The sequence below is a fragment of the Catellatospora tritici genome, assembly GCF_019083965.1.
GTDB classification, from domain to species: domain Bacteria; phylum Actinomycetota; class Actinomycetes; order Mycobacteriales; family Micromonosporaceae; genus Catellatospora; species Catellatospora tritici.
The window spans coordinates 69,715-88,642 of sequence record NZ_JAHRCY010000032.1 but is presented as its reverse complement, the minus strand read 5'-3'; the positions used below and the strand labels follow the sequence as shown (position 1 = coordinate 88,642).

The window sequence follows — 18,928 nt, the reverse complement described above, 5'->3', positions numbered from 1 at the left end:
GGGCGGGGCGGGGCGGGCGCGGGCGGGGCGGGCGCGGGCGGGCGGGCGGGCGGGTCAGGCTGGTGGGAGTACTCGGAACTCGTTGCCCTCGGGGTCGGCCAGGACCGTCCACGGGGTGTGGGCGGCGGCGGCCGATACGTGCCGGGCGCCCATGTCGACCAGTCGTTCGATGTCGGCGGCCAGGTCGTCGCAGGCCAGTTCGAGCTGCAACCGGTTGCGTCCGGCCCGCGCGGCGCCGGCCTTCACGAACAGCATGCCGGGGTACGAGCCCGCCTCGCGCGCGATGGCGACGACGTCGGGACGCTCCTCCAGGATGCGGAAGTGGAGCACCTCCGCCCACCAGCGGGCCAGCCGCGCCGGATCCCCGGCGTCCACTGCGGTGCCATGCCAGTGCAGCCCCATCGCCGCCTCCTGCCGGTGTGGACAGAGTGCGGACAGCGTACGCCCAGAATGCCCGATCTGCCACGGGCAGTTCGGCTGGCGCGAAACCGCGGTCAGAGCGCCGCCCGACCGGCCTCCAACCTGGCCACCGGCACCCGGAACGGCGAGCAGGACACATAGTCCAGCCCCACCTCGTGGAAGAAGCGCACCGAGTCCGGGTCGCCGCCGTGCTCGCCGCAGACGCCGATCTTCAGGTCGGGCCGGGCCTGGCGGCCCTCGGCCACGGCGATGCGCACCAGCCGCCCGACGCCGTCGCGGTCGATGGTCTCGAACGGCGACACCCCGAAGACCCCGAGCTCCAGGTATCGGCTGAAGAACGAGCCCTCGACGTCGTCGCGGGAGAAGCCCCAGCCCATCTGGGTCAGGTCATTGGTGCCGAAGGAGAAGAAGTCGGCCGCCTCGGCGATCTGGTCGGCGGTCAGCGCCGCCCGGGGCACCTCGATCATCGTGCCGATGGGCACTCCGGCCAGCTCCTCCTCCTTGAGGATCCGCTCGGCGTCGACCCGTACCGCCTCGAGTTCCTGGACCGCGCCGACCAGCGGGACCATGATCTCCGGGCGCGGGTCGCCGCCCTCGGCGCGGACCTTGACCGCGGCCTGCGCGATCGCACGCACCTGCATCCCGAACAGCCCCGGGATGACCAGCCCGAGCCGTACGCCGCGCAGGCCCAGCATCGGGTTCTGCTCGTGCATCCGGCGCACCGCCGCGAGCAGCTTCTCGGCGTGCGGATCGGGGTGCTCGGCGGTGGCCACGGCGACGGCCAGCTCCTCCAACGGCGGCAGGAACTCGTGCAGCGGCGGGTCGATGAGGCGGATGGTGACCGGCAGACCGTCCATCGCCTGGAAGATCTCGACGAAGTCGTCGCGCTGCAGCGGCAGCAGGGCGGCCAGCGCTTCCTCCTGCTCGCGCTCGCCCTCGGCGAGGATCAGCCGCTCCACCAGGGCGCGGCGCTCGCCCAGGAACATGTGCTCGGTGCGGCACAGGCCGATGCCCTGGGCACCGAAGCGACGGCCGCGCGCGGCGTCGTCGCCGGTGTCGGCGTTGGCGCGTACGGCCAGCCGCCGCCGCTGGTCGGCGTGCGTGAGCAGCCGGTGCACGGCGCTGACCAGCGGATCGACATCCGGGGCGAGTTCCCCGTCGAAGTAGCGAACGACCGGGCTGGGCTGCACCGGCACCTCACCCAGGTAGACCGCGCCGCTGGTGCCGTCCACCGAGATCAGGTCGCCCTCGCGCACGGTCGTGCCGTGCACGGTGAACTCCCCGGCGGCGGTGTCGACGGTGAGCGCGTCGGCGCCGCACACGCAGGTCTTGCCCATACCCCGGGCGACCACGGCCGCGTGCGAGGTCTTGCCGCCCTTGCTGGTCAGGATGCCCTGGGCGGCGATCATGCCGGGCAGGTCGTCGGGGTTGGTCTCCCGGCGGACCAGGATCACCTTCTTACCCTGCGCGGCCAGCTCCACCGCGCGGGCCGAGTCGAACACCACCTGCCCGACGGCCGCGCCCGGCGAGGCGGCGACGCCCTTGGCGATCGGCTCGCCGGTGGCGGCGGCGTCGAAGGTGGGAAACATCAGCTGGGCCAGCCGCGCACCGCTCTGCCGCCGTAGCGCCTCGTCCAGGTCGATCAGGCCCTCGTCGACCAGCTGCGAGGCGATGGTGAACGCGGCCGCGGCGGTCCGCTTGCCGACCCGGGTCTGCAGCATCCACAGCTTGCCGCGCTCGATGGTGAACTCGATGTCACACAGGTCGCGGTAGTGCTGCTCCAGCGTGTGCATGATGTCGGTGAGCTGGTCGAACGAGACCTTGTCGAGCCGCTCCAGGTCCTGCAGCGGCACCGTGTTGCGGATGCCCGCCACCACGTCCTCACCCTGGGCGTTGGCGAGGTAGTCGCCGTAGACGCCGGTCGCGCCGGTGGCGGGGTCCCGGGTGAAGGCGACGCCGGTGCCGGAGTCGGGACCGAGGTTGCCGAAGACCATCGCCACGATGTTGACCGCGGTGCCCAGGTCGGCGGGGATGCGCTCCTGGCGGCGGTAGACGACGGCGCGCGGGGCGTGCCAGGAGTCGAAGACGGCGCGTACGGCCAGGTCCATCTGCTCGCGCGGATCCTGCGGGAAGTCGCGGCCGGTGTGCTCGGCGAAGATCTGCTTGAACGTGCCGACCAGTTCGCGCAGTTCGTCGGCGCTCAGCTCGACGTCGGCGCGGCCGCCCTTGACCTGGTCGAGTGCGTGTTCGAACGCCTCACCGGGCACGTCGCAGACGGTCTTGCCGAACATCTGGATCAGGCGGCGGTAGGAGTCCCAGGCGAACCGCTCGTTGCCACTGACCGCGGCGAGGCCGCCGACGCTGGCGTCGGTCAGGCCGACGTTGAGGACGGTCTCCATCATCCCGGGCATGGAGAACTTGGCGCCCGAGCGCACCGACACCAACAGCGGGTCGTCCGGCTGGCCCAGGGTGCGGCCCATCGTCTGCTCCAGCGCGGCCAGGTGCGTGTCGACCTGCGCGGATAGTTCGGCGGGCGGCTCGCCCGCAGTCAGGTATTCGCGGCAGGCTTCGGTGGTGATGGTGAAGCCGGGCGGCACGGGCAGCCCGAGCCGCACCATCTCCGCCAGGTTCGCACCCTTGCCGCCGAGTAGATCCTTGAGGTCCTTGTGACCCTCGGCGAAGTCGTACACGTACTTCGTCATCGAGACCCTCCCAGTCCACCACCCAGTCTTGCGCGGGACCTTAACGCCGGGTAAGGAAACTTAGGAGGACCTGGTGATTATTGGCACACTAATCGAAGTCTGTGCCGTTCGTACGGTTTTTGGGGAGCGTTCCCACGCGCACTACCGCGCATCTCGCGCACCCGGCACCCGCCCCGACGTATTCACCGGCATGCGTGAACAGGGCAGCCGCGCGGCCCGCTGATTGGTAGCGTCCGAACATGCATCCGTTCGGTCCAGAAGCGACCCGCGATCCCCATCCCGTCTACGCTCAGCTGCGCGAAGAGGCGCCGGTCCACGAGATCGCGCTGAAGGCCGACAGCACCGTATGGTTCGTCACCCGTCATGAGGACGTCCGCAAGGCGCTGTCGGACCCCCGTCTGTCCAAGGACCTGGGCCCGATGCGGCTCGGCGGCGCCATGGCCTTCCCTCCTGAGATCCACAACGCGGTCAGCAGCCACATGCTGTCGATGGACCCCCCGGACCACACCCGGCTGCGGCGCCTGGTCTCGTCGGTGTTCACCGCCCGACGGGTGGCCGACCTGCGCCCCGCGGTCCAGCGCATCTCGGACGAGTTGCTCGCCGGCCTCGACGGCGCCGACGAGGCCGACCTGCTCGACGCGTACGCCTTCCCGCTGCCGCTGCAGGTCATCTGCGAGCTGCTCGGCGTGCCGATGGCCGACCGGGAGAGCTTCCGGGAGTGGTCGAACACCATCGTCGCGGGCGCCTACGCCCCGCCGGAGGAGGCCGGCAAGGCGATCATGGCGATGGTCGGCTATGTCCGCGAACTGATCGGGGCCAAGCGGCAGACCGCGGACGACGCGCTGATGTCGGCGCTGGTCGCGGCGACCGACGGCGGGGACCGACTCACCGAGGACGAACTGACCTCGATGGTGTTCCTGCTGCTCATCGCCGGGCACGAGACCACGGTCAACCTCATCGGCAACGGCATGCACCTGCTGCTGGACCACCCGGAGCAGGCCGACCGGCTGCGCGCCGACCCGTCGCTGCTGCCCGCGGCGATCGAGGAGTTCCTGCGCATCGAGAGCCCGGTGAAGACGGCCACGGTGCGGCTGGCCAAGGAGCCGGTCGACTTCAGTGGAGTGGTCGTCCCGGCCGGGGCGATCGTCATGGTCAGCCTGCTGTCGGCCAACCACGATCCGCGCGCCTTCGCCGACCCGGAGCGGTTCGACCCGGCGCGCACCGACAACCAGCACCTGGCCTTCGGGCACGGGCTGCACTACTGCCTGGGCGCGCCGCTGGCCCGGCTGGAGGCGCAGATCGCCATCCACGACCTGCTCACCCGGTTCCCGAAGATGCGCCCGGCCCGGCCGCTGAACGAGCTGAACTGGAAGTCCGGGGTGCTGCTGCGGGCACTGGACGAGTTGCCGGTAGTTCTACGCTGAGTTACTGTCACGGTGCGCTGAGCTACTCGATCGGGGGACCACGGGGGGCCTTCGGGACCCCGATCGAGAGCCGGCCGCCTATCCGGACAGGATCACCGCCGGCTCAAAATGCCACTAAAACGGGCTTGGTGTGAGTCAGATCACATCCCCCCAAGCCCTCCTTTTCTGGACGCAACAGGATCAGAAGGGGAGGAAATCTCACCGACCGGGGCAAGGGATTCCCCCTAGGACTGGTGAGTCGGCTCACTGACCAGGCACGATGGCCTTCCTCGTTGGCAAGGACGACAACGAAAGGCCCCCACCCCCGTGAATTACTTCCGACGTGCAAAACACAACACCCCCGGACTCTCCGACAAGGGCCGCACGCAGGTCGCCGGCCTGACCGACCGCCTCCGCGGTGGCCTCGCCCGTCATTCACGTACGGCCCTGGTCGCCGTCACCACCTCTGCCCTGGCCGGAGCCGGTGCCTTCGTACTGCTCCACAAGGCCGCCCCCGGCGACGCCGGCGCGCAGCCGACCGTGGTCGACGCGGCACCGACGGTGGCGCTGTCCCCCCGCGCCGTCACCGGCCCGCTGGCCGACGCGCTCGCCGAGCGGGCGCTCATCGCCGCCGACAGCGCCAGCCGCGCCCTCCGCCCGGTCGCCACCCCGTCGGCCTCGCCGTCCCCCTCGGCCTCCCCGAGCCCGTCGGCCTCCCCCAAGCCGAAGCCGAAGCCGAAGCCGACCGTGACCAAGAAGCCGAAGCCGAAGCCCACGGTGACCAAGAAGCCGACGCCGAAGCCCAAGCCCAAGCCGATCGTGGCCCCCAAGCCCAAGCCGAAGCCGGTCGCCAAGCCGCTGTGGACCATCCCGCTGCCCGGCGCGCAGATCACCTCCTGCTTCGGCCCGCGCTGGGGCACCATGCACAAGGGCATCGACTTCGCGATGCCCAGCGGCACCCCGATCCACGCGGTCGGCGCCGGCACCGTGGTCAGCGCCGGTTGGGCGTACAGCGGTTACGGCATCTCGGTCGTGGTCGACCACCACAACGGCTACCTGAGCCACTACGCCCACATGTCCCAGGACAAGGTGTCGGTCGGCCAGGAGGTCAAGGCCGGCGACGTGCTGGGCCTGGAGGGCTCGACCGGTGACTCGACCGGCCCGCACCTGCACTTCGAGATCCACGCGGGCATGTGGAACCAGGTCAACCCCGCCCCCTGGCTGCGCGACCACGGCATCCCGATCAGCGGCTGCTGAGACTTCACACCCACCCCCCGATAGTTCGGCCCGGACCTCCCCCCAGGGGTCCGGGCCGAACTGTATGGGATTTCGCGAACCGACTTGCCCCGAATGTGTGAGTAATACGATCTGTCGTATTCCGTGAGGGAGGTTCGCATGAGGAAGCGTCACGCCGTACGGACGCGGCACGTGCTCGCCATGGCCACCGCGTCGCTGCTGGCCCTCGGGGTGGTCGGCTGCGAGAGCGGCTCGAACACCGGCGACGGCGGCTCCGGCGGCGGGAAGATCGCCCTCCTGCTGCCCGAATCGCAGACCACCCGGTACGAGCAGCACGACCGCCCCCTGTTCGAGGCCAAGGTCAAGGAGCTGTGCCCCGACTGCGAGATCATCTACAGCAACGCCCAACAGGACCAGAGCCGCCAGCAGCAGCAGGCCGAGGCGGCGCTCAACAACGGGGCGAAGGTGCTGGTGCTCGACCCCGTCGACGGCGCGGCCGCGGGCACCATCGCCTCGCTGGCCAAGTCCAAGGGCGTGCCGGTGATCTCGTACGACCGCCTGATCCAGAACGCGCCGATCGACTACTACATCTCCTTCGACAACGAGCGCGTCGGCCAGTTGCAGGGCGAGGCGCTGGTCAACCGACTCAAGGAGCAGGGCAAGACCTCCGGCGACATCGTCATGATCAACGGTTCGCCCACGGACAACAACGCCAAGCAGTTCAACAAGGGCGCCCACAGCGCGCTCGACGGCTCCGGCTTCAAGACCGTGCCCACGCCCGACTACTTCACGCCCGAGTGGAAGCCCGAGAACGCGCAGAAGTTCATGGAAGGCCAGATCGCGCAGCTGGGCAAGGACGGCTTCGCCGGCGTGTACGCCGCCAACGACGGCACCGCCGGTGGCGCCATCGCCGCCATGCGCGCCGCGGGCATCAACCCGGTGCCGCCCACCACCGGCCAGGACGCCGAACTGGCCGCCATCCAGCGCATCGTCTCGGGCGACCAGTACATGACCGTCTACAAGGCGTTCAAGCCCGAGGCCGAGCAGGCCGCGCAGCTGGCCGTGGACCTGGTCAAGGGCAACAAGCCGACCACCGACAAGACGGTCGACAACGGCTCCGGCGCGATCCCGTCGTTCCTGCTCGAACCGGTGGTCGTCAACAAGGACAACATCAAGGACACCGTGGTCAAGGACGACCTCTACACCGTGCAGCAGATCTGCACCTCGGCGTACACCGCCGCCTGCCAGGCGGCCGGGCTGTCCTGATCCGCCACCGCGACCCGGAGGGGGAGGCGATGAGCACGTCCAGCAGGCCGATCCTGTCGCTGCGGGGCATCGACAAGCGGTTCGGGGCGGTGCAGGCGCTGACCAGCGTGGACCTCGACGTCCACGCCGGGGAGGTGGTCGCGCTGGTCGGCGACAACGGCGCGGGCAAGTCGACCCTGGTCAAGGTGATCTGCGGGGTGGGTCCGCCCGACGGCGGAACGATCACCTTCAACGGCACCGAGGTGCGCATCGACACCCCACACGCCGCGCAGGAGCTGGGCATCGCCACCGTCTTCCAGGACCTGGCCCTGTGCGACAACCTCGACGTGGTCGGCAACCTGTTCCTCGGGCGCGAGCTCAAGCGCGGCGCCAGCCTCGACGAGGTGGAGATGGAGCGGCGCAGCGGCAAGCTGCTGCGCGACCTGTCGGCGCGGATTCCGAGCGTACGGCTGCCCGTCGCCGCCCTGTCCGGCGGTCAGCGGCAGACCGTGGCCATCTCCCGCTCGCTGCTGGGCGACCCGCGGGTGGTGCTGCTCGACGAGCCCACCGCGGCCCTGGGCGTGGCGCAGACCGCGCAGGTGCTCAACCTGGTCGAGCGGCTGCGCGAACGGGGTCTTGGTGTGGTGCTGATCAGCCACAACATGGTCGACGTACGCGCCGTGGCCGACCGCGTGGCGGTGCTTCGACTCGGGCGCAACAACGGCGAGTTCCGCACTGCCGACGTCACCAACGAGCAGATCATCGCCGCGATCACCGGCGCCACCCAGAACGTGGTCACCGAGCGGATGGAACGGCTGCGCGGGGCGGCCGAGCGCGGCGGAGCGGCCGAGCGCGGCGACGCGGAAGGCGGTGCGTCATGACCGATCCGGTCACCGATCCCGGTCCCGGACCGGCGGTCGCACCGCCCACCCCGGCGACCGAGCTGTCCTCCCCGAAGGAGGCGGTCGGCGGGTGGCTGCAGACCCTGCGCACCGGCGACATCGGGTCGCTGCCCGTCATCATCGGCCTGGTCCTGATCGTCATCGTGTTCCAGAGCCTGAACTCGACCTTCCTCAACGCGTTCAACCTGGTCAACCTGTGCCTGCAGATCGCCGCGCTGGGCATCATGGCCACCGGCATCACGCTGGTGCTGATGCTGGGCGAGATCGACCTGTCCATCGGCTCGGTCAGCGGCGTCGCCGCGGCGGTGCTGCTGGTGACGCACGTACGCGACGGCCTGGGGCCCTGGACCGCGGTGCTGCTGGCGGTCCTGGCGGGTGCGGTGATCGGCCTCATCCAGGGCTCGATCTTCGCCAAGGTCGGCGTGCCGTCGTTCATCGTCACCCTCGCCGGTCTGCTCACCTGGCAGGGCGTGCAGCTGCGCATCCTCGGCGAGCAGGGCACCATCAACCTGCCGCCGGTGGGCACGCTGGTGAAGCTGGCGCAGTTCTCGTTCGTGCCGCACTGGCTGGCGATCGCGCTGGCCGTGCTGATTCCGGTGCTCTACCTGCTGTTCAACCTGATGACGCGGCGCCGGCGGGCCGCGGCCGAGCTGCCGGTGATGCCGCTGTGGCTGCCGATCGCGGTCGCGGTGATCCTGTTCGTGCTGCTGCAACTGGTCGTGGCCAAGCTGTACCTGGACCGGGGCGTGCCGTGGACCTTCGTGTTCATGATCGTGGTCGTCGTCTTCTTCGACTGGCTGCTACGCCGGACCGGGTACGGCCGCAAGATCTTCGCGGTCGGCGGCAACATCGAGGCGGCCCGGCGCGCGGGCATCAACGTCAACGTCATCCGGATCTCGGTGTTCATGCTGTGCAGCACCCTGGCCGCGGTCAGCGGCGTGGTCGCCGCGATGCGGCTGGGCTTCGCCAACCAGCAGTCCGGCAGCGGCGAGACGCTGATCAACGCGATCGCGGCGGCGGTCATCGGCGGCACCAGCCTGTTCGGCGGCCGCACCCGCCGGTACGCCCCGCTGCTGGGCGCCCTGGTCATCGGCGCCATCGCCAACGGCCTGGAACTGCTGAGCCTGTCCTCGGACGTACGCCTCATCGTGACGGGCACCGTCCTGCTCGCCGCTGTGGTCATCGACGCCGTGGTCCAGCGCTCCCGCACCTCCCACGGCCGCTGAGACGGCAAAACCAAGATCGCACACCAACGGTGCGCGGTCGACTCAGGGTGTTTCCCGCTCACGCTTCGCCTCGCGGCGTCTGATGAGGACCGCCGCCACCGAGTAGCCAACCGCAACGCTGCCACCGGTGATGAAATAGCCGAACTCTTGATTCAGGCCGGGAACGACGACGGGCAGAAACCTCGCCACGCCGATGCTCGTGATGATCCCCACCACCAACGGCGCGAACCTCACCATGACCGGCACCGCCCTTCCTCCCGCGATCATCATCGACGCCCTCGTCCAGCGCTGACCGGCGCCCGGCCCTCAGTCACTCGCCGACTGTGGGCCCATCGGGCTTCGATCTGCCCCACCACCTGCGCTCTGCCGTGGCGGCCAAGTCGTCGCCGATCCACATACCCGCGACCACGATCACCCACTCCGCCGCCGCCGACCAGGTGCGGGCGATTCCGAGCAGCAGCAGGGGGATGGCCACCATGAACAACAGTCGTTTGATCACACCGCACCTTGGAACGACGGTTCCACTACCGTGCTTCTGCAGCGCCACGTGCTTCTGCAGCACCGCTCGCTCAGCCGCCCTCTGCTCGAGGATCACCGTTTCGGGGCTGGAACACGGTTTGCCGCAGCAATCTTGACCCAAGACCGCGATCTTCGGGGGTGCCGCCGCCGTTGACCAGCGGTTGCGGTCCGAACCTGGGCCTTCGGCGGGTGCCGCGCAGCGAAGTGTCCTGAGACCGCGATCTCGAACAGATGATCGTTGGCTGCGGTCACACAACCTGGGCCTGTGGTCGAGGTCGTGACCGCGAACGACGATCATCGCGCCTGCGGCGGAACAGGGCGGGCGGACCATGTGCTGGGCGGGGTCCGGCGGAGACCACGCACCTGCTGTGCCGACCGCCTCCGTCAGCGGATGATGCCGCGACGGCGGGCCTCGGCGGTGGCGGCGGTGCGGTTGTCGACGCCGAGCTTGGCGAAGACCTGGACCAGGTGCGACTTGACCGTGGCCTCGGTGATGAACAGCTGGCGGGCGATCGCGGAGTTGGAGTGCCCGGCCGCGACCAGTTGCAGCACCTCGGCCTCGCGCGGGGTGAGGCTGGCGCCGGGCGAGCGCACCCGCGACACCAGCCGCGTCGCCACCGACGGGGCGAGCACGGTCTCCCCCGCCGCCGCGGCGCGTACGGCCGCCCGCAGGTCGCCCGGGTCGGCATCCTTCAGCAGATACCCGATCGCCCCCGCCTCGATCGCCCGCAGGATGTCGGCGTCGCTGTCGTACGTGGTGAGGATCAGCACCCGGGGCGGCCGGGTCAGCTCCCGCAGCCGGGCGGTCGCCTGCGCCCCGTCGATCCCCGCCCCGAGCTGCAGATCCATCAGCACGACCTGGGGGTGCAGCTGCTCGACGAGCCGGACCGCCTCCTCTCCCCCGGCGGCTTCGCCGACCACTTCCAGCCCCGGGTCGGCGGCCAGGGTGGCGCGCAGTCCCGCCCGGACGATCGGGTGGTCGTCCACCACCAGCACGGTGATCATGCCGCCTCCAGGGCCGGTTCAGCCGGGGCCGACAGCGGCGCGGTGGCGCTGATCGCGGTGCCCCGGCCCGGTGCCGACTCCACCACCAGCGTCCCGCCCACCTCGGCCAGCCGTCCGCTCATCGCCGAAAGGCCCAGTCCGGTGCCTGACGAGGCACCCGCCGCCGGACGGGCCGGGTCGAAGCCCACGCCGTCGTCGGCGACGTCGACGCGTACCGCGCCGGGCTGGAAGGTCAGCGTCACCACGACCCGGTCGGCGGCGGCGTGCGCGCGTACGTTGGCCAGCGCGCCCTGGGCCACTCGCAGCAGCGCGACCGCCACCGGGGTCGGCAGCGGGCACGGTTCGCCGTCGAGCACGAACCGGGCCTGCACCCCGAAGTCGCGCAGGTCGGCGACGACCCGTTCCAGCGCCTCGGGCAGCGGGCGCCCGGCCAGCTCGGCGGGGGTCAGCGCGCGTACCAGGCGGCGGGTGTCCTCCAGCGCGCCCTTGGCCGCCCGCTCGGCGATCTCCAGCTGGGGCCGGGCGTCGGCGGCGTCGCGGGCGGCACGCAGCAGCAGGATGATGCTGGACAGGTTCTGCGCCACGGTGTCGTGGATCTCGCGGGCCAGCCGCTCCCGCTCGGCCAGGATGCCCTCGCGGCGCTCGGTGGCCGCCAGCCGCTGCTGGGCCTCGGTCAGCTCGCGGACCAGGGCCGCGCGGGCCTCACTCTCGCGGCGTAGGCGGCGGTAGACGGCGGTGCTGACGATCGCGACCGCGGCGCCGAACACCGGCCCGAGCACCGCGGCGGGGTCCAGCTGACCCCGGTGCAGGCCGACGGCGGTGATCGAACCGGCGGTGAGCAGCGCGACGCCGGGCAGCGCCCAACGGTCGGGCAGCAGCTGGCGGTAGAGCAGGAACAGCGCGAACGCGAGCCAGACGAAGCTCAGCGACACCGCCACCAGCGCCGCCCACAGCGCGGTCAGCACGGCCAGCCACAGCACGGCCAGGCGCGGCCCGGCGGCCCGGCGCGACAGGGCCATGCCGACGGCGTACCAGCAGGCCACGGCCAGGGTCACCAGCACCGTCGCGGCCAGGTGGGCCCCGTCGAGCCAGGACTGGCCCGCGCCGACCAGCAGCAGCGCGGCGAACAGCGCGTGTTCGGCGCGGCGCAGCAGCTCCGGCGCGTCGATCCGCGCCCTACCCATGGTGTGACCAGCTCATGATGCGACCGAGCGTAGCCAGCCGGGGCGGGCTGGTCGTACAACCTTCGACGGAGACGGGGGTGCGACGTTCGCCTCCACCGGTCCCGTCGGCGGTCCGATGGCGGGGCGGCCTCGGCGGGCGAGGCTGGGTCGCGTGTTCATCGCCATCCGTGACCTGCGCTTCGCGCGCGGCCGATTCGCCCTGCTGGGCGGAGTGGTCGCGCTGATGACGCTGATGGTCGTAGCCCTGACCGGGCTGACGGCGGGGCTGCGTGCCGCCGCCGTCTCCGCGGTCGACCGACTGCCCACCGCCTATCTCGCCCTCCAGCAGCCCGCCGACGGGGCTCAGGCCTCCTTCGCCACCAGCACGCTCACCGCCGAGCAGGTGGCGGCGCTGGGCGCGTACCCCCTGGGGGTCTCCACCACCCGCCTGGCCGCGCGCGGGCGGACCACCGCGGTCACCGTCTTCGGCGCCGACGCGGCGCTGCTGCCGCCGCTGCGGCGCGGCGCGCCCGGCGGCCTGGCGCTGCCCGCCGATCTCGCCGCCGAGCTGGGCCTGTCCCCCGGCGACGCGGTCGAGCTGGGTGGGCACCCGCAGACGGTGTCCGCGCTGGTCGAGCCGACGTCGTTCAGCCACCTGCCGGTGGTCTACCTGCCGCTGTCGGTGTGGCAGGCGTCGGCTCGCACCGACACGGTGACCGCGGTGGCACTGGCCGCGCCACCCGCCGCGCCGGTGCCCGGCACCGTGGTGCGCACCCGCGCGCAGGCCCGCGACGCCGTCGGCGGGTTCAGCTCCGAACAGGGCTCACTCGATCTCATGCGAGGCCTGCTGCTGGTCGTGTCGGCCCTGGTCGTGGGCGCCTTCTTCACGGTATGGACGGTGCAGCGCACCCCCGACCTCGCCGTGGTGCGAGCCCTCGGCGCCGGACGCGCCTACCTGCTGCGCGACGCCGTCGGCCAGGCCGCCGTGGTGCTGCTGGCCGGGGCGCTGCTCGGCGGGGGCGCCGCGACCGGGCTCGGCCTGCTCGCCGCCCGCGCGGTGCCGTACGTCGCCGACGCCTCGACCATCGCCCCGCCGCTGCTGGCCATGGTCGGCGTGGGCCTGCTCGGCGCCGTCCTCGCGGTGCGGCGGGTCACCACGGTCGACCCGATCACCGCCCTGGGCAGCGCCCGATGAGCGAGCCGATGCCGCGCCACGCCATCCCCCGGCCTCCGGGCACCGGCTGGACGACGACGACGACTGGAAACGAGGCGATCCGATGAGCCTGGAACTGGATGACGTCCGCGTCACCTACCCCGACGGGGACCGGCGGCTGACCGCCCTGGCCGGGGTGACGCTGCACGTCGCGCCGGGTGAGCTGGTGAGTGTGGTGGGCCCGTCGGGTTCGGGCAAGTCCAGCCTGCTGGCGGTGGCCGGGCTGCTGCTCACGCCGGACAGCGGCCGGGTCCGGGTCGGCGGCGTGGCGACCGCCGGGCTGCGCGGCGGGGCCCGGGATGGACTGCGCCGGGAACGGATCGGCTTCGTGTTCCAGCAGGCCAACCTGCTGCCCTCGCTGACCGCGCTGGACCAGTTGCTGCTGGCCGCGCACGTACGCGGCGAGTCTGTCCGCTCGGCCCGGGTGCGGGCCGAGCAGCTGCTGACCCGCGTGGGGCTGGCGGCTCGGCGGGACCGGCGGCCGCACCAGCTCTCCGGCGGCGAGCGTCAGCGCGTCGGGATCGCCCGCGCGCTGCTGGGACGACCACGGGTGCTGCTACTGGACGAGCCCACCTCGGCCCTGGACCACGAACGGGGCGTGGACGTGGTCGAACTGATCCGGGCTGTCACGGTCGAGCACGGCGTGGCGTCGCTGTTGGTGACCCACGATCAGGCGCACGCCCGCCGGGCGGACCGCTCGGTGACGCTGCGCGACGGCGGGCTCTGCTGAAACGCGCCGGGGCGCGGCCGTCGGCCACGCCGCTGAAAGTGCGCCGGAGCGCGGCCGTCGGCCGCGCTCCGGGGGAAAGCGTCAGTTGGCGACGATGCCGTCGACCTCACGCTTGCCGACCTCCTTGCCGACCTCCTTGCCGACCTCCATGATCACACACCTCCTCCGCGTCCTATTGAGACGAATGTCCGCGTTCCGACGACGGCTGCATGGTCTGCCGCCGGAGGGTGCGAACCCGTACGTGGGAGGAGCGTAGCGATAGTTGCGACGGCAGGAAAGATGCCTAATCCTCGATCTTCAGAAAGCGGTTCCGAAGTGTCCAGATAGACTGCAATGAGTGTCAGTCTAGTGACATTTCCGCTGTCCAATCATTGAAAGTGCCGTATTAATCACACTGACGTAGATCATTGCGGAACCGCCGCCGGTATTGTGTGCCGTCAATCGGATCACTAGCGTGTGGTCCACTGGGGACCGATCTGCGGAGGTGGCGGTGTCGATCCTGTGCGCCGAGGACTACCGGGCGCTGGCTCGCGCCCGCCTGCGCGGCGACGTGTGGGACTTCCTCGACGGCGGCAGCGGCGCCGAGCTCAGCGTCGACGCCAACCGGGCCGCCTTCGACCGGGCGCTGCTGCGCCCGCGCACGCTGGTCGACGTGTCGCGGATCGACACCACGCGCAAACTGCTCGGCGGGGCGCTGACCGCGCCGCTCGGCGTCGCCCCGATCGCCTACCACCGCATGTTCCACCCCGAGGGTGAGACCGCCACCGCGGCCGGGGCCGGGCGCGCGGGCGCGCTGTTCGTGGCCAGCATCTTCGCCAGCCGTACCGTCGAGGAGATCGCCGCCGCCGCGACCGGTCCGCTGTGGCTGCAGCTGTACTGGCTGCGCCGGCGTCCCGCCCTGGCCGAACTGGCCCGGCGCGCCCAGGACGCCGGGTTCCGCGCCCTGGTGCTGACCGTCGACGCGCCCCGGATCGGCAAACGCCTGCGCGACCTGCGCAACGGCTTCGTCGTCGACCCCGACATCCGCGCCGCCAACCTGGACCCAGCCCTGATGACCAGCGCCCACGAGCGCCGCGACGGCGCCTCCTCCATCGCCACGCATGCCGCGCTCACCTTCGACCAGACCGTCACCTGGCACGACCTGGCCTGGCTCAAGGGCGTCACCGACCTGCCCGTGGTACTCAAGGGCATCCTGACCGCCGAGGACGCGGCCCGCGCGGTCGAGTACGGCGCCGACGCGATCATCGTGTCCAACCACGGCGGACGGCAGCTCGACGGTGCCGTGCCCGCGCTGCGCGCGCTGCCCGAGGTGGTCGCGGCGGTCGCGGGCCGCTGCCCGGTGCTGGTCGACGGTTGCGTACGCACCGGACGCGACATCTTCGTCGCCCTCGCGCTCGGCGCCGAGGCGGTGCTGGTCGGCCGCCCCGCGCTGTGGGCGCTCACCGCGGGCGGGGCCGACGGCGTCGCGCACGTGATGTCGCTGCTGGCCGGCGAACTGGAGCACACGATGGCGCTGACGGGGCGGCCGACGCTGGCCGACATCGGCCGCGACGCGGTGCTCACCGGCGAGCGCCCGCAACCCTGAGCGCCCGCAAACCGGAGCGCCCGCAAACCGGAGCCCTCGCGAAGGAGCAGCAGATCATGGTCAAGCTGGACAGGCGGCGGCTGCACGTGTCGGTCACCGACCCGGTCGCGGCGTCGATGAACTTCCTCAACGAGGTCGCCGGGCGCTACCCCGACGCCATCTCACTGGCCGCCGGCCGGCCGTACGAGGGCTTCTACGACACCGCCGACATCAACCGCTACCTCGACCGGTACGTCGCGTACCTGGCCGAGCAGGGCGCGAGCCCGGTCCAGATCCGCCGCGCGCTGATGCAGTACGGCCGGACCAACGGCCAGATCCACGGCCTGATCGCCCGGATGCTGTCCACCGACGACGGCATCGACGTGCCAGCCGAGGCGATCTCGGTGACCGCGGGCTGCCAGGAGGCCATGGTCATGGTGCTGCGGGGCCTGTGCGCGGGCCCCGACGACGTGCTGCTGGCCGCCGAACCCTGCTACGTCGGCATCACCGGCGCCGCGCGCATCCTGGGCATCGAGGTCGTCCCGGTGCCGGAGGGCCGCGACGGGCTCGACCCGGCCCGCGTCGCCGAGGTCGCCCGCGCGGTACGCGACAGCGGCCGCACCCCGCGCGCGCTCTACCTGGTGCCCGACTTCTCCAACCCGTCCGGGCTGTGCCTGGACCTGCCTGCCCGGCAGGGGCTGCTCGACGTGGCCGAGGCCGAGGACCTGCTGATCCTGGAGGACGACCCGTACGGCCTGTTCGGACTCGATGACCGGCCCCGGCCCAAGCTCAAAGCCCTCGACACCCGCCAGCGCGTGATCTACCTCGGCTCGTTCGCCAAGTCGGTCTTCCCGGGTGCCCGCATCGGCTTCCTCGTGGCCGACCAGACCGTCGTCGACGAGGCCGGGCGGACCACCCTGCTGGCCGAGGAGCTGTCCACCATCAAGAGCATGCTCACGGTGAACACCTCCCCGATCGCGCAGGCCGTGGTCGGCGGGGTCCTGGTCGAGTCCGGCTGCAGCCTGCGGGCCGCCAACGCGCAGAAGATCGCCTTCTACCGGGAGAACCTGCGTGGGCTGATCGACGCGCTCGACCGGCACCTGCCCGCGCCCTGGCGCGACGAGGTGGGCGTGCGTTGGAACCAGCCCGAGGGCGGCTTCTTCGCCGTGGTCGACGTGCCGTTCACGGCCGATGAGAAGCTGCTGGAGGCGTCGGCCTCCCGGCACGGGGTGCTGTGGACGCCGATGAGCTTCTTCTACACCGACGGCGGCACCCGGTCCCTGCGCCTGTCCTGCAGCTACCTGGACGCGGCCACGGTCGAGGAGGGCGTGCGCCGCCTGGCGGCGATGATCCGGGAGAACATCGCGGCCTAGCCGCCGCGCTGCTCCCAGCCCGGCGGCTTCAGCCGCGAGCTGCCCAGCACCCGTCCGTCCCCGTCGTACGCGGTGCACAGCGGGTAGTGCTCGTCGGACAGCGGCAGCCACAGTCCGTCGCGGACGGGGGTCGGATCGGGCAGCGGTCGGCCGTGCCGGACGAGCCAGTAGACGTACACCGACCTGTCTTCACTCCAGGGGGTGAAGCTCGCGGCGGTCCGCGCCCCCTCGGCTTCGCACACCAGGCGGCCGACCGGGCCGCGGACCGTGCCGTAGTCGATCAGCTTGCCGTCGCCGACGGCAAGCTCCCGCATGTCGAGGAACGGTTCGCCGTTGGAGCCCGCGAACACGCCTCCGGCCTGTCCCTCGTCACCGTTCGGGCCATACCAGAACGTGTCCAGATTGGGCTGGTCGCCGCCCCAGAAGAACAGAACCAGCTCCCGGCCGGCCACCACGACGCCGGTACGGATGGGGACGCCGCGCACCGACGCGCTCGGGTTCGGCGACGGCCGCACCGGCGACGGCGGCGTCACGAGCCCACCGCCCCCCGTCTCCTCGGCGGCGCACCCGCCCAACCCCAGCACCACCGCCACCGCGACCGCCCACAACCCCGCCCTCATGACCGCATCATATCGCTCACCGATATATAACGTCCACTAGTCTCGGTCCGGCGAGGTCGACCGGGGGCGCGAATCCCTTGACCGGTGCGGTTTCCGGGAAAGTGCAGGAATCTTGGGCGACTGTCGAACAGATTCCCCGAAAGTGCCGGATCCGGATGTTCCCCGAAAGTGCTGGATCCGGATGCGCTTGACAAGAAAAGTTGTCGGTGGGAGGGTCAAAGACATGCTTGATGTGGCGGTGATCGACGATCCGGCGGCCGCTGAGGTGTGCCTGGATCCGGTGCGGGCGCGACTGCTGGCGGCCCTGGCCGAACCGGCCTCGGCCAGCGCGCTGGCGACCCGGGCCGGGCTGACCCGGCAGAAGGTCAACTACCACCTGCACGCGCTGGAGCGGGTCGGGCTGGTGGAGCTGGTCGAGGAGCGGCGCAAGGGCAACATGACCGAGCGGGTCATGCAGGCGACAGCCGCGTCCTACGTCATCTCGCCCGCCGCGCTCGCCCCGGTCGCCCCCGATCCCGATCACGCCCCCGACCAGCTGTCGGCGCGCTGGCTGCTGGCGCTCGGCGCCCGGCTGGTGCGCGAGGTCGGCGAACTGATCACCGGTTCCCGGGCGGCCAGGCAGCCGCTGGCGACGTTCGCGGTGGACAGTGAGATCCGGTTCGCCTCCGCCGCCGACCGCGCGGCGTTCGCGGCCGAACTGACGAAGAGCCTCGCCGACCTGGTCACGCGTTATCACGACGAGCACAGTCCCGGCGGCCGTCGGCACCGGCTCGTGGTCGGACTGCACCCGAGCCTGATCACGCCCAGCCCTGGGACCGCTTCACCCGCGGCCCTGCCCGAGGCGGCACGGCCCGAACTGACGAAGGAGTAGCACCATGGACGGCGAGTTCGAGATCGTGCGCGAGGGCAGCCTGCAGACCACGCCCGAGGAGTACTGGGACGCGATCACCACCGGCAACGGCGGCTGGCTGTGGCCGATGGAGTTCGAGCCGCGCGTGGGCGGACAGGCCGCGTTCGGCGGCACGGTCACCGAGTGGGAGCCGCCGCACCGCCTCGCCACCCGCGTCGACGCGCCCAACGGCTGGTTCAACCAGCTCGAGCACACCGTCGACGATGCCGGGGACGGCACCGTCCGGTTCCGGTACGTACACAGCGGGGTCTTCGTCGACAACTGGGAGAACCAGTTCAACGGAGCGGACGAGCACACCGACTTCTACCTGCACACGCTCGGGCAGTATCTGGCCCACTTCAGCCGCCGCCCGGTCGTCTACACCTCGACCGACGCCCCGGCGGCGTCGCAGAATCCGGCCGGGTTCGACACCCTGCGCGCCGCGCTCGGGTTGGGTTCGGGCACGAAGCAGGGCGACACGGTCACCGTGGAGCTGCCCGGGGAGGGTCCGACCGAGGTCACGGTCGACTACTGGCACCCGCACTTCCTCGGGCTGCGCAGCGGCGACACGATGTACCGCTTCTTCGGCCGCAACGTCTTCGGCGCACCGGTCGGCTTCGCCGCCCACCTGTTCGCCCCGAACGCCGACGCCGACGCGACCCGGAAGTCCTGGCAGCAGTGGCTCGACGACGTCTACGCCTGACCGGTGTTAAGAAGG

At 71.4% G+C, this 18,928-nt stretch carries 18 protein-coding genes; 11 read left to right on the top strand and 7 right to left on the bottom strand.

Translation table 11 applies throughout. The annotated features are described in order from the left end of the window. Positions 1-54: 54 nt before the first annotated feature. Both KUA19_RS38945 and ppdK read right to left on the bottom strand, forming a co-directional pair. A complete protein-coding gene (locus tag KUA19_RS38945; RefSeq protein ID WP_217404461.1) occupies positions 55-402 on the bottom strand; it encodes a VOC family protein in 348 nt (115 codons plus the stop codon). A gap of 92 nt (positions 403-494) precedes the next feature. Beyond that, positions 495-3,122: a pyruvate, phosphate dikinase gene (gene ppdK / locus KUA19_RS38940; RefSeq protein WP_217404459.1), complete on the bottom strand. Its 2,628-nt coding sequence runs from the start codon at positions 3,120-3,122 to the stop codon at positions 495-497. Positions 3,123-3,361: 239 nt separating this feature from the next. Between ppdK and KUA19_RS38935 the strand changes: the two genes are divergently transcribed. From KUA19_RS38935 to KUA19_RS38915, 5 genes are all read left to right on the top strand, one after another. Next, positions 3,362-4,546, top strand: a complete 1,185-nt coding sequence (locus KUA19_RS38935) for a cytochrome P450 family protein (protein WP_217404457.1) — start codon at positions 3,362-3,364, stop codon at positions 4,544-4,546. Between the two features lie 378 nt (positions 4,547-4,924). Beyond that, on the top strand, positions 4,925-5,782 hold the full coding sequence (locus tag KUA19_RS38930; RefSeq protein ID WP_254550818.1) for a M23 family metallopeptidase: 858 nt from the start codon (positions 4,925-4,927) through the stop codon (positions 5,780-5,782). 138 nt (positions 5,783-5,920) lie between these two features. Then, complete coding sequence (locus KUA19_RS38925; protein ID WP_217404455.1) at positions 5,921-7,027, top strand: ABC transporter substrate-binding protein; 1,107 nt, start codon at positions 5,921-5,923, stop codon at positions 7,025-7,027. A 29-nt stretch (positions 7,028-7,056) separates the two neighbouring features. Beyond that, positions 7,057-7,887 carry an ATP-binding cassette domain-containing protein gene (locus tag KUA19_RS38920; RefSeq protein ID WP_217404454.1) on the top strand — a complete coding sequence of 277 codons (831 nt, stop codon included), beginning with the start codon at positions 7,057-7,059 and terminating at the stop codon, positions 7,885-7,887. After that, positions 7,884-9,134: a sugar ABC transporter permease gene (locus KUA19_RS38915; protein ID WP_217404452.1), complete on the top strand. Its 1,251-nt coding sequence runs from the start codon at positions 7,884-7,886 to the stop codon at positions 9,132-9,134. Before KUA19_RS38920 ends, KUA19_RS38915 begins: the two co-directional genes overlap by 4 nt. A 42-nt stretch (positions 9,135-9,176) precedes the next feature. Here the strand turns inward: KUA19_RS38915 and KUA19_RS38910 are convergent, their stop codons facing one another. The 4 genes from KUA19_RS38910 to KUA19_RS38895 all read right to left on the bottom strand — a co-directional run bounded on the left by KUA19_RS38910 (position 9,177) and on the right by KUA19_RS38895 (position 11,842). Continuing rightward, entirely contained in the window at positions 9,177-9,404 is a 228-nt protein-coding gene (locus KUA19_RS38910) for a hypothetical protein (protein WP_217404450.1), read from the bottom strand. A 40-nt stretch (positions 9,405-9,444) separates the two neighbouring features. Beyond that, complete coding sequence (locus KUA19_RS38905; RefSeq protein ID WP_217404448.1) at positions 9,445-9,729, bottom strand: hypothetical protein; 285 nt, start codon at positions 9,727-9,729, stop codon at positions 9,445-9,447. 308 nt (positions 9,730-10,037) lie between these two features. Continuing rightward, a complete protein-coding gene (locus tag KUA19_RS38900; RefSeq protein WP_217404446.1) occupies positions 10,038-10,658 on the bottom strand; it encodes a response regulator in 621 nt (206 codons plus the stop codon). Further along, positions 10,655-11,842 carry a sensor histidine kinase gene (locus tag KUA19_RS38895; protein WP_217404441.1) on the bottom strand — a complete coding sequence of 396 codons (1,188 nt, stop codon included), beginning with the start codon at positions 11,840-11,842 and terminating at the stop codon, positions 10,655-10,657. The genes KUA19_RS38900 and KUA19_RS38895 overlap by 4 nt, the downstream gene beginning before the upstream one ends. Positions 11,843-11,993: 151 nt before the next feature. On the opposite strand from KUA19_RS38895, the gene KUA19_RS38890 reads away from it, so the two are divergent. From KUA19_RS38890 to KUA19_RS38875, 4 genes are all read left to right on the top strand, one after another. Further along, positions 11,994-13,016 (top strand): FtsX-like permease family protein, encoded by a 1,023-nt coding sequence (locus KUA19_RS38890; protein WP_217404439.1) that lies wholly within the window; start codon positions 11,994-11,996, stop codon positions 13,014-13,016. Positions 13,017-13,098: 82 nt separating this feature from the next. Continuing rightward, a complete protein-coding gene (locus KUA19_RS38885; protein ID WP_217404437.1) occupies positions 13,099-13,764 on the top strand; it encodes an ABC transporter ATP-binding protein in 666 nt (221 codons plus the stop codon). A 490-nt stretch (positions 13,765-14,254) separates the two neighbouring features. Continuing rightward, entirely contained in the window at positions 14,255-15,349 is a 1,095-nt protein-coding gene (locus KUA19_RS38880; RefSeq protein WP_308167898.1) for an alpha-hydroxy acid oxidase, read from the top strand. A gap of 56 nt (positions 15,350-15,405) precedes the next feature. Further along, a complete protein-coding gene (locus tag KUA19_RS38875; protein ID WP_254550803.1) occupies positions 15,406-16,701 on the top strand; it encodes an aminotransferase-like domain-containing protein in 1,296 nt (431 codons plus the stop codon). On the opposite strand, the gene KUA19_RS38870 is transcribed toward KUA19_RS38875, so the two are convergent. After that, entirely contained in the window at positions 16,698-17,321 is a 624-nt protein-coding gene (locus tag KUA19_RS38870) for a hypothetical protein (RefSeq protein ID WP_217404435.1), read from the bottom strand. The genes KUA19_RS38875 and KUA19_RS38870 overlap by 4 nt on opposite strands. Before the next feature lie 223 nt (positions 17,322-17,544). Here KUA19_RS38870 and KUA19_RS38865 point away from each other — a divergent pair, with 223 nt between their 5' ends. Further along, entirely contained in the window at positions 17,545-18,192 is a 648-nt protein-coding gene (locus KUA19_RS38865; protein ID WP_217404433.1) for an ArsR/SmtB family transcription factor, read from the top strand. Positions 18,193-18,196: 4 nt separating this feature from the next. Then, on the top strand, positions 18,197-18,913 hold the full coding sequence (locus KUA19_RS38860) for an SRPBCC family protein (protein ID WP_217404431.1): 717 nt from the start codon (positions 18,197-18,199) through the stop codon (positions 18,911-18,913). The last annotated feature ends 15 nt before the right edge of the window (positions 18,914-18,928 follow it).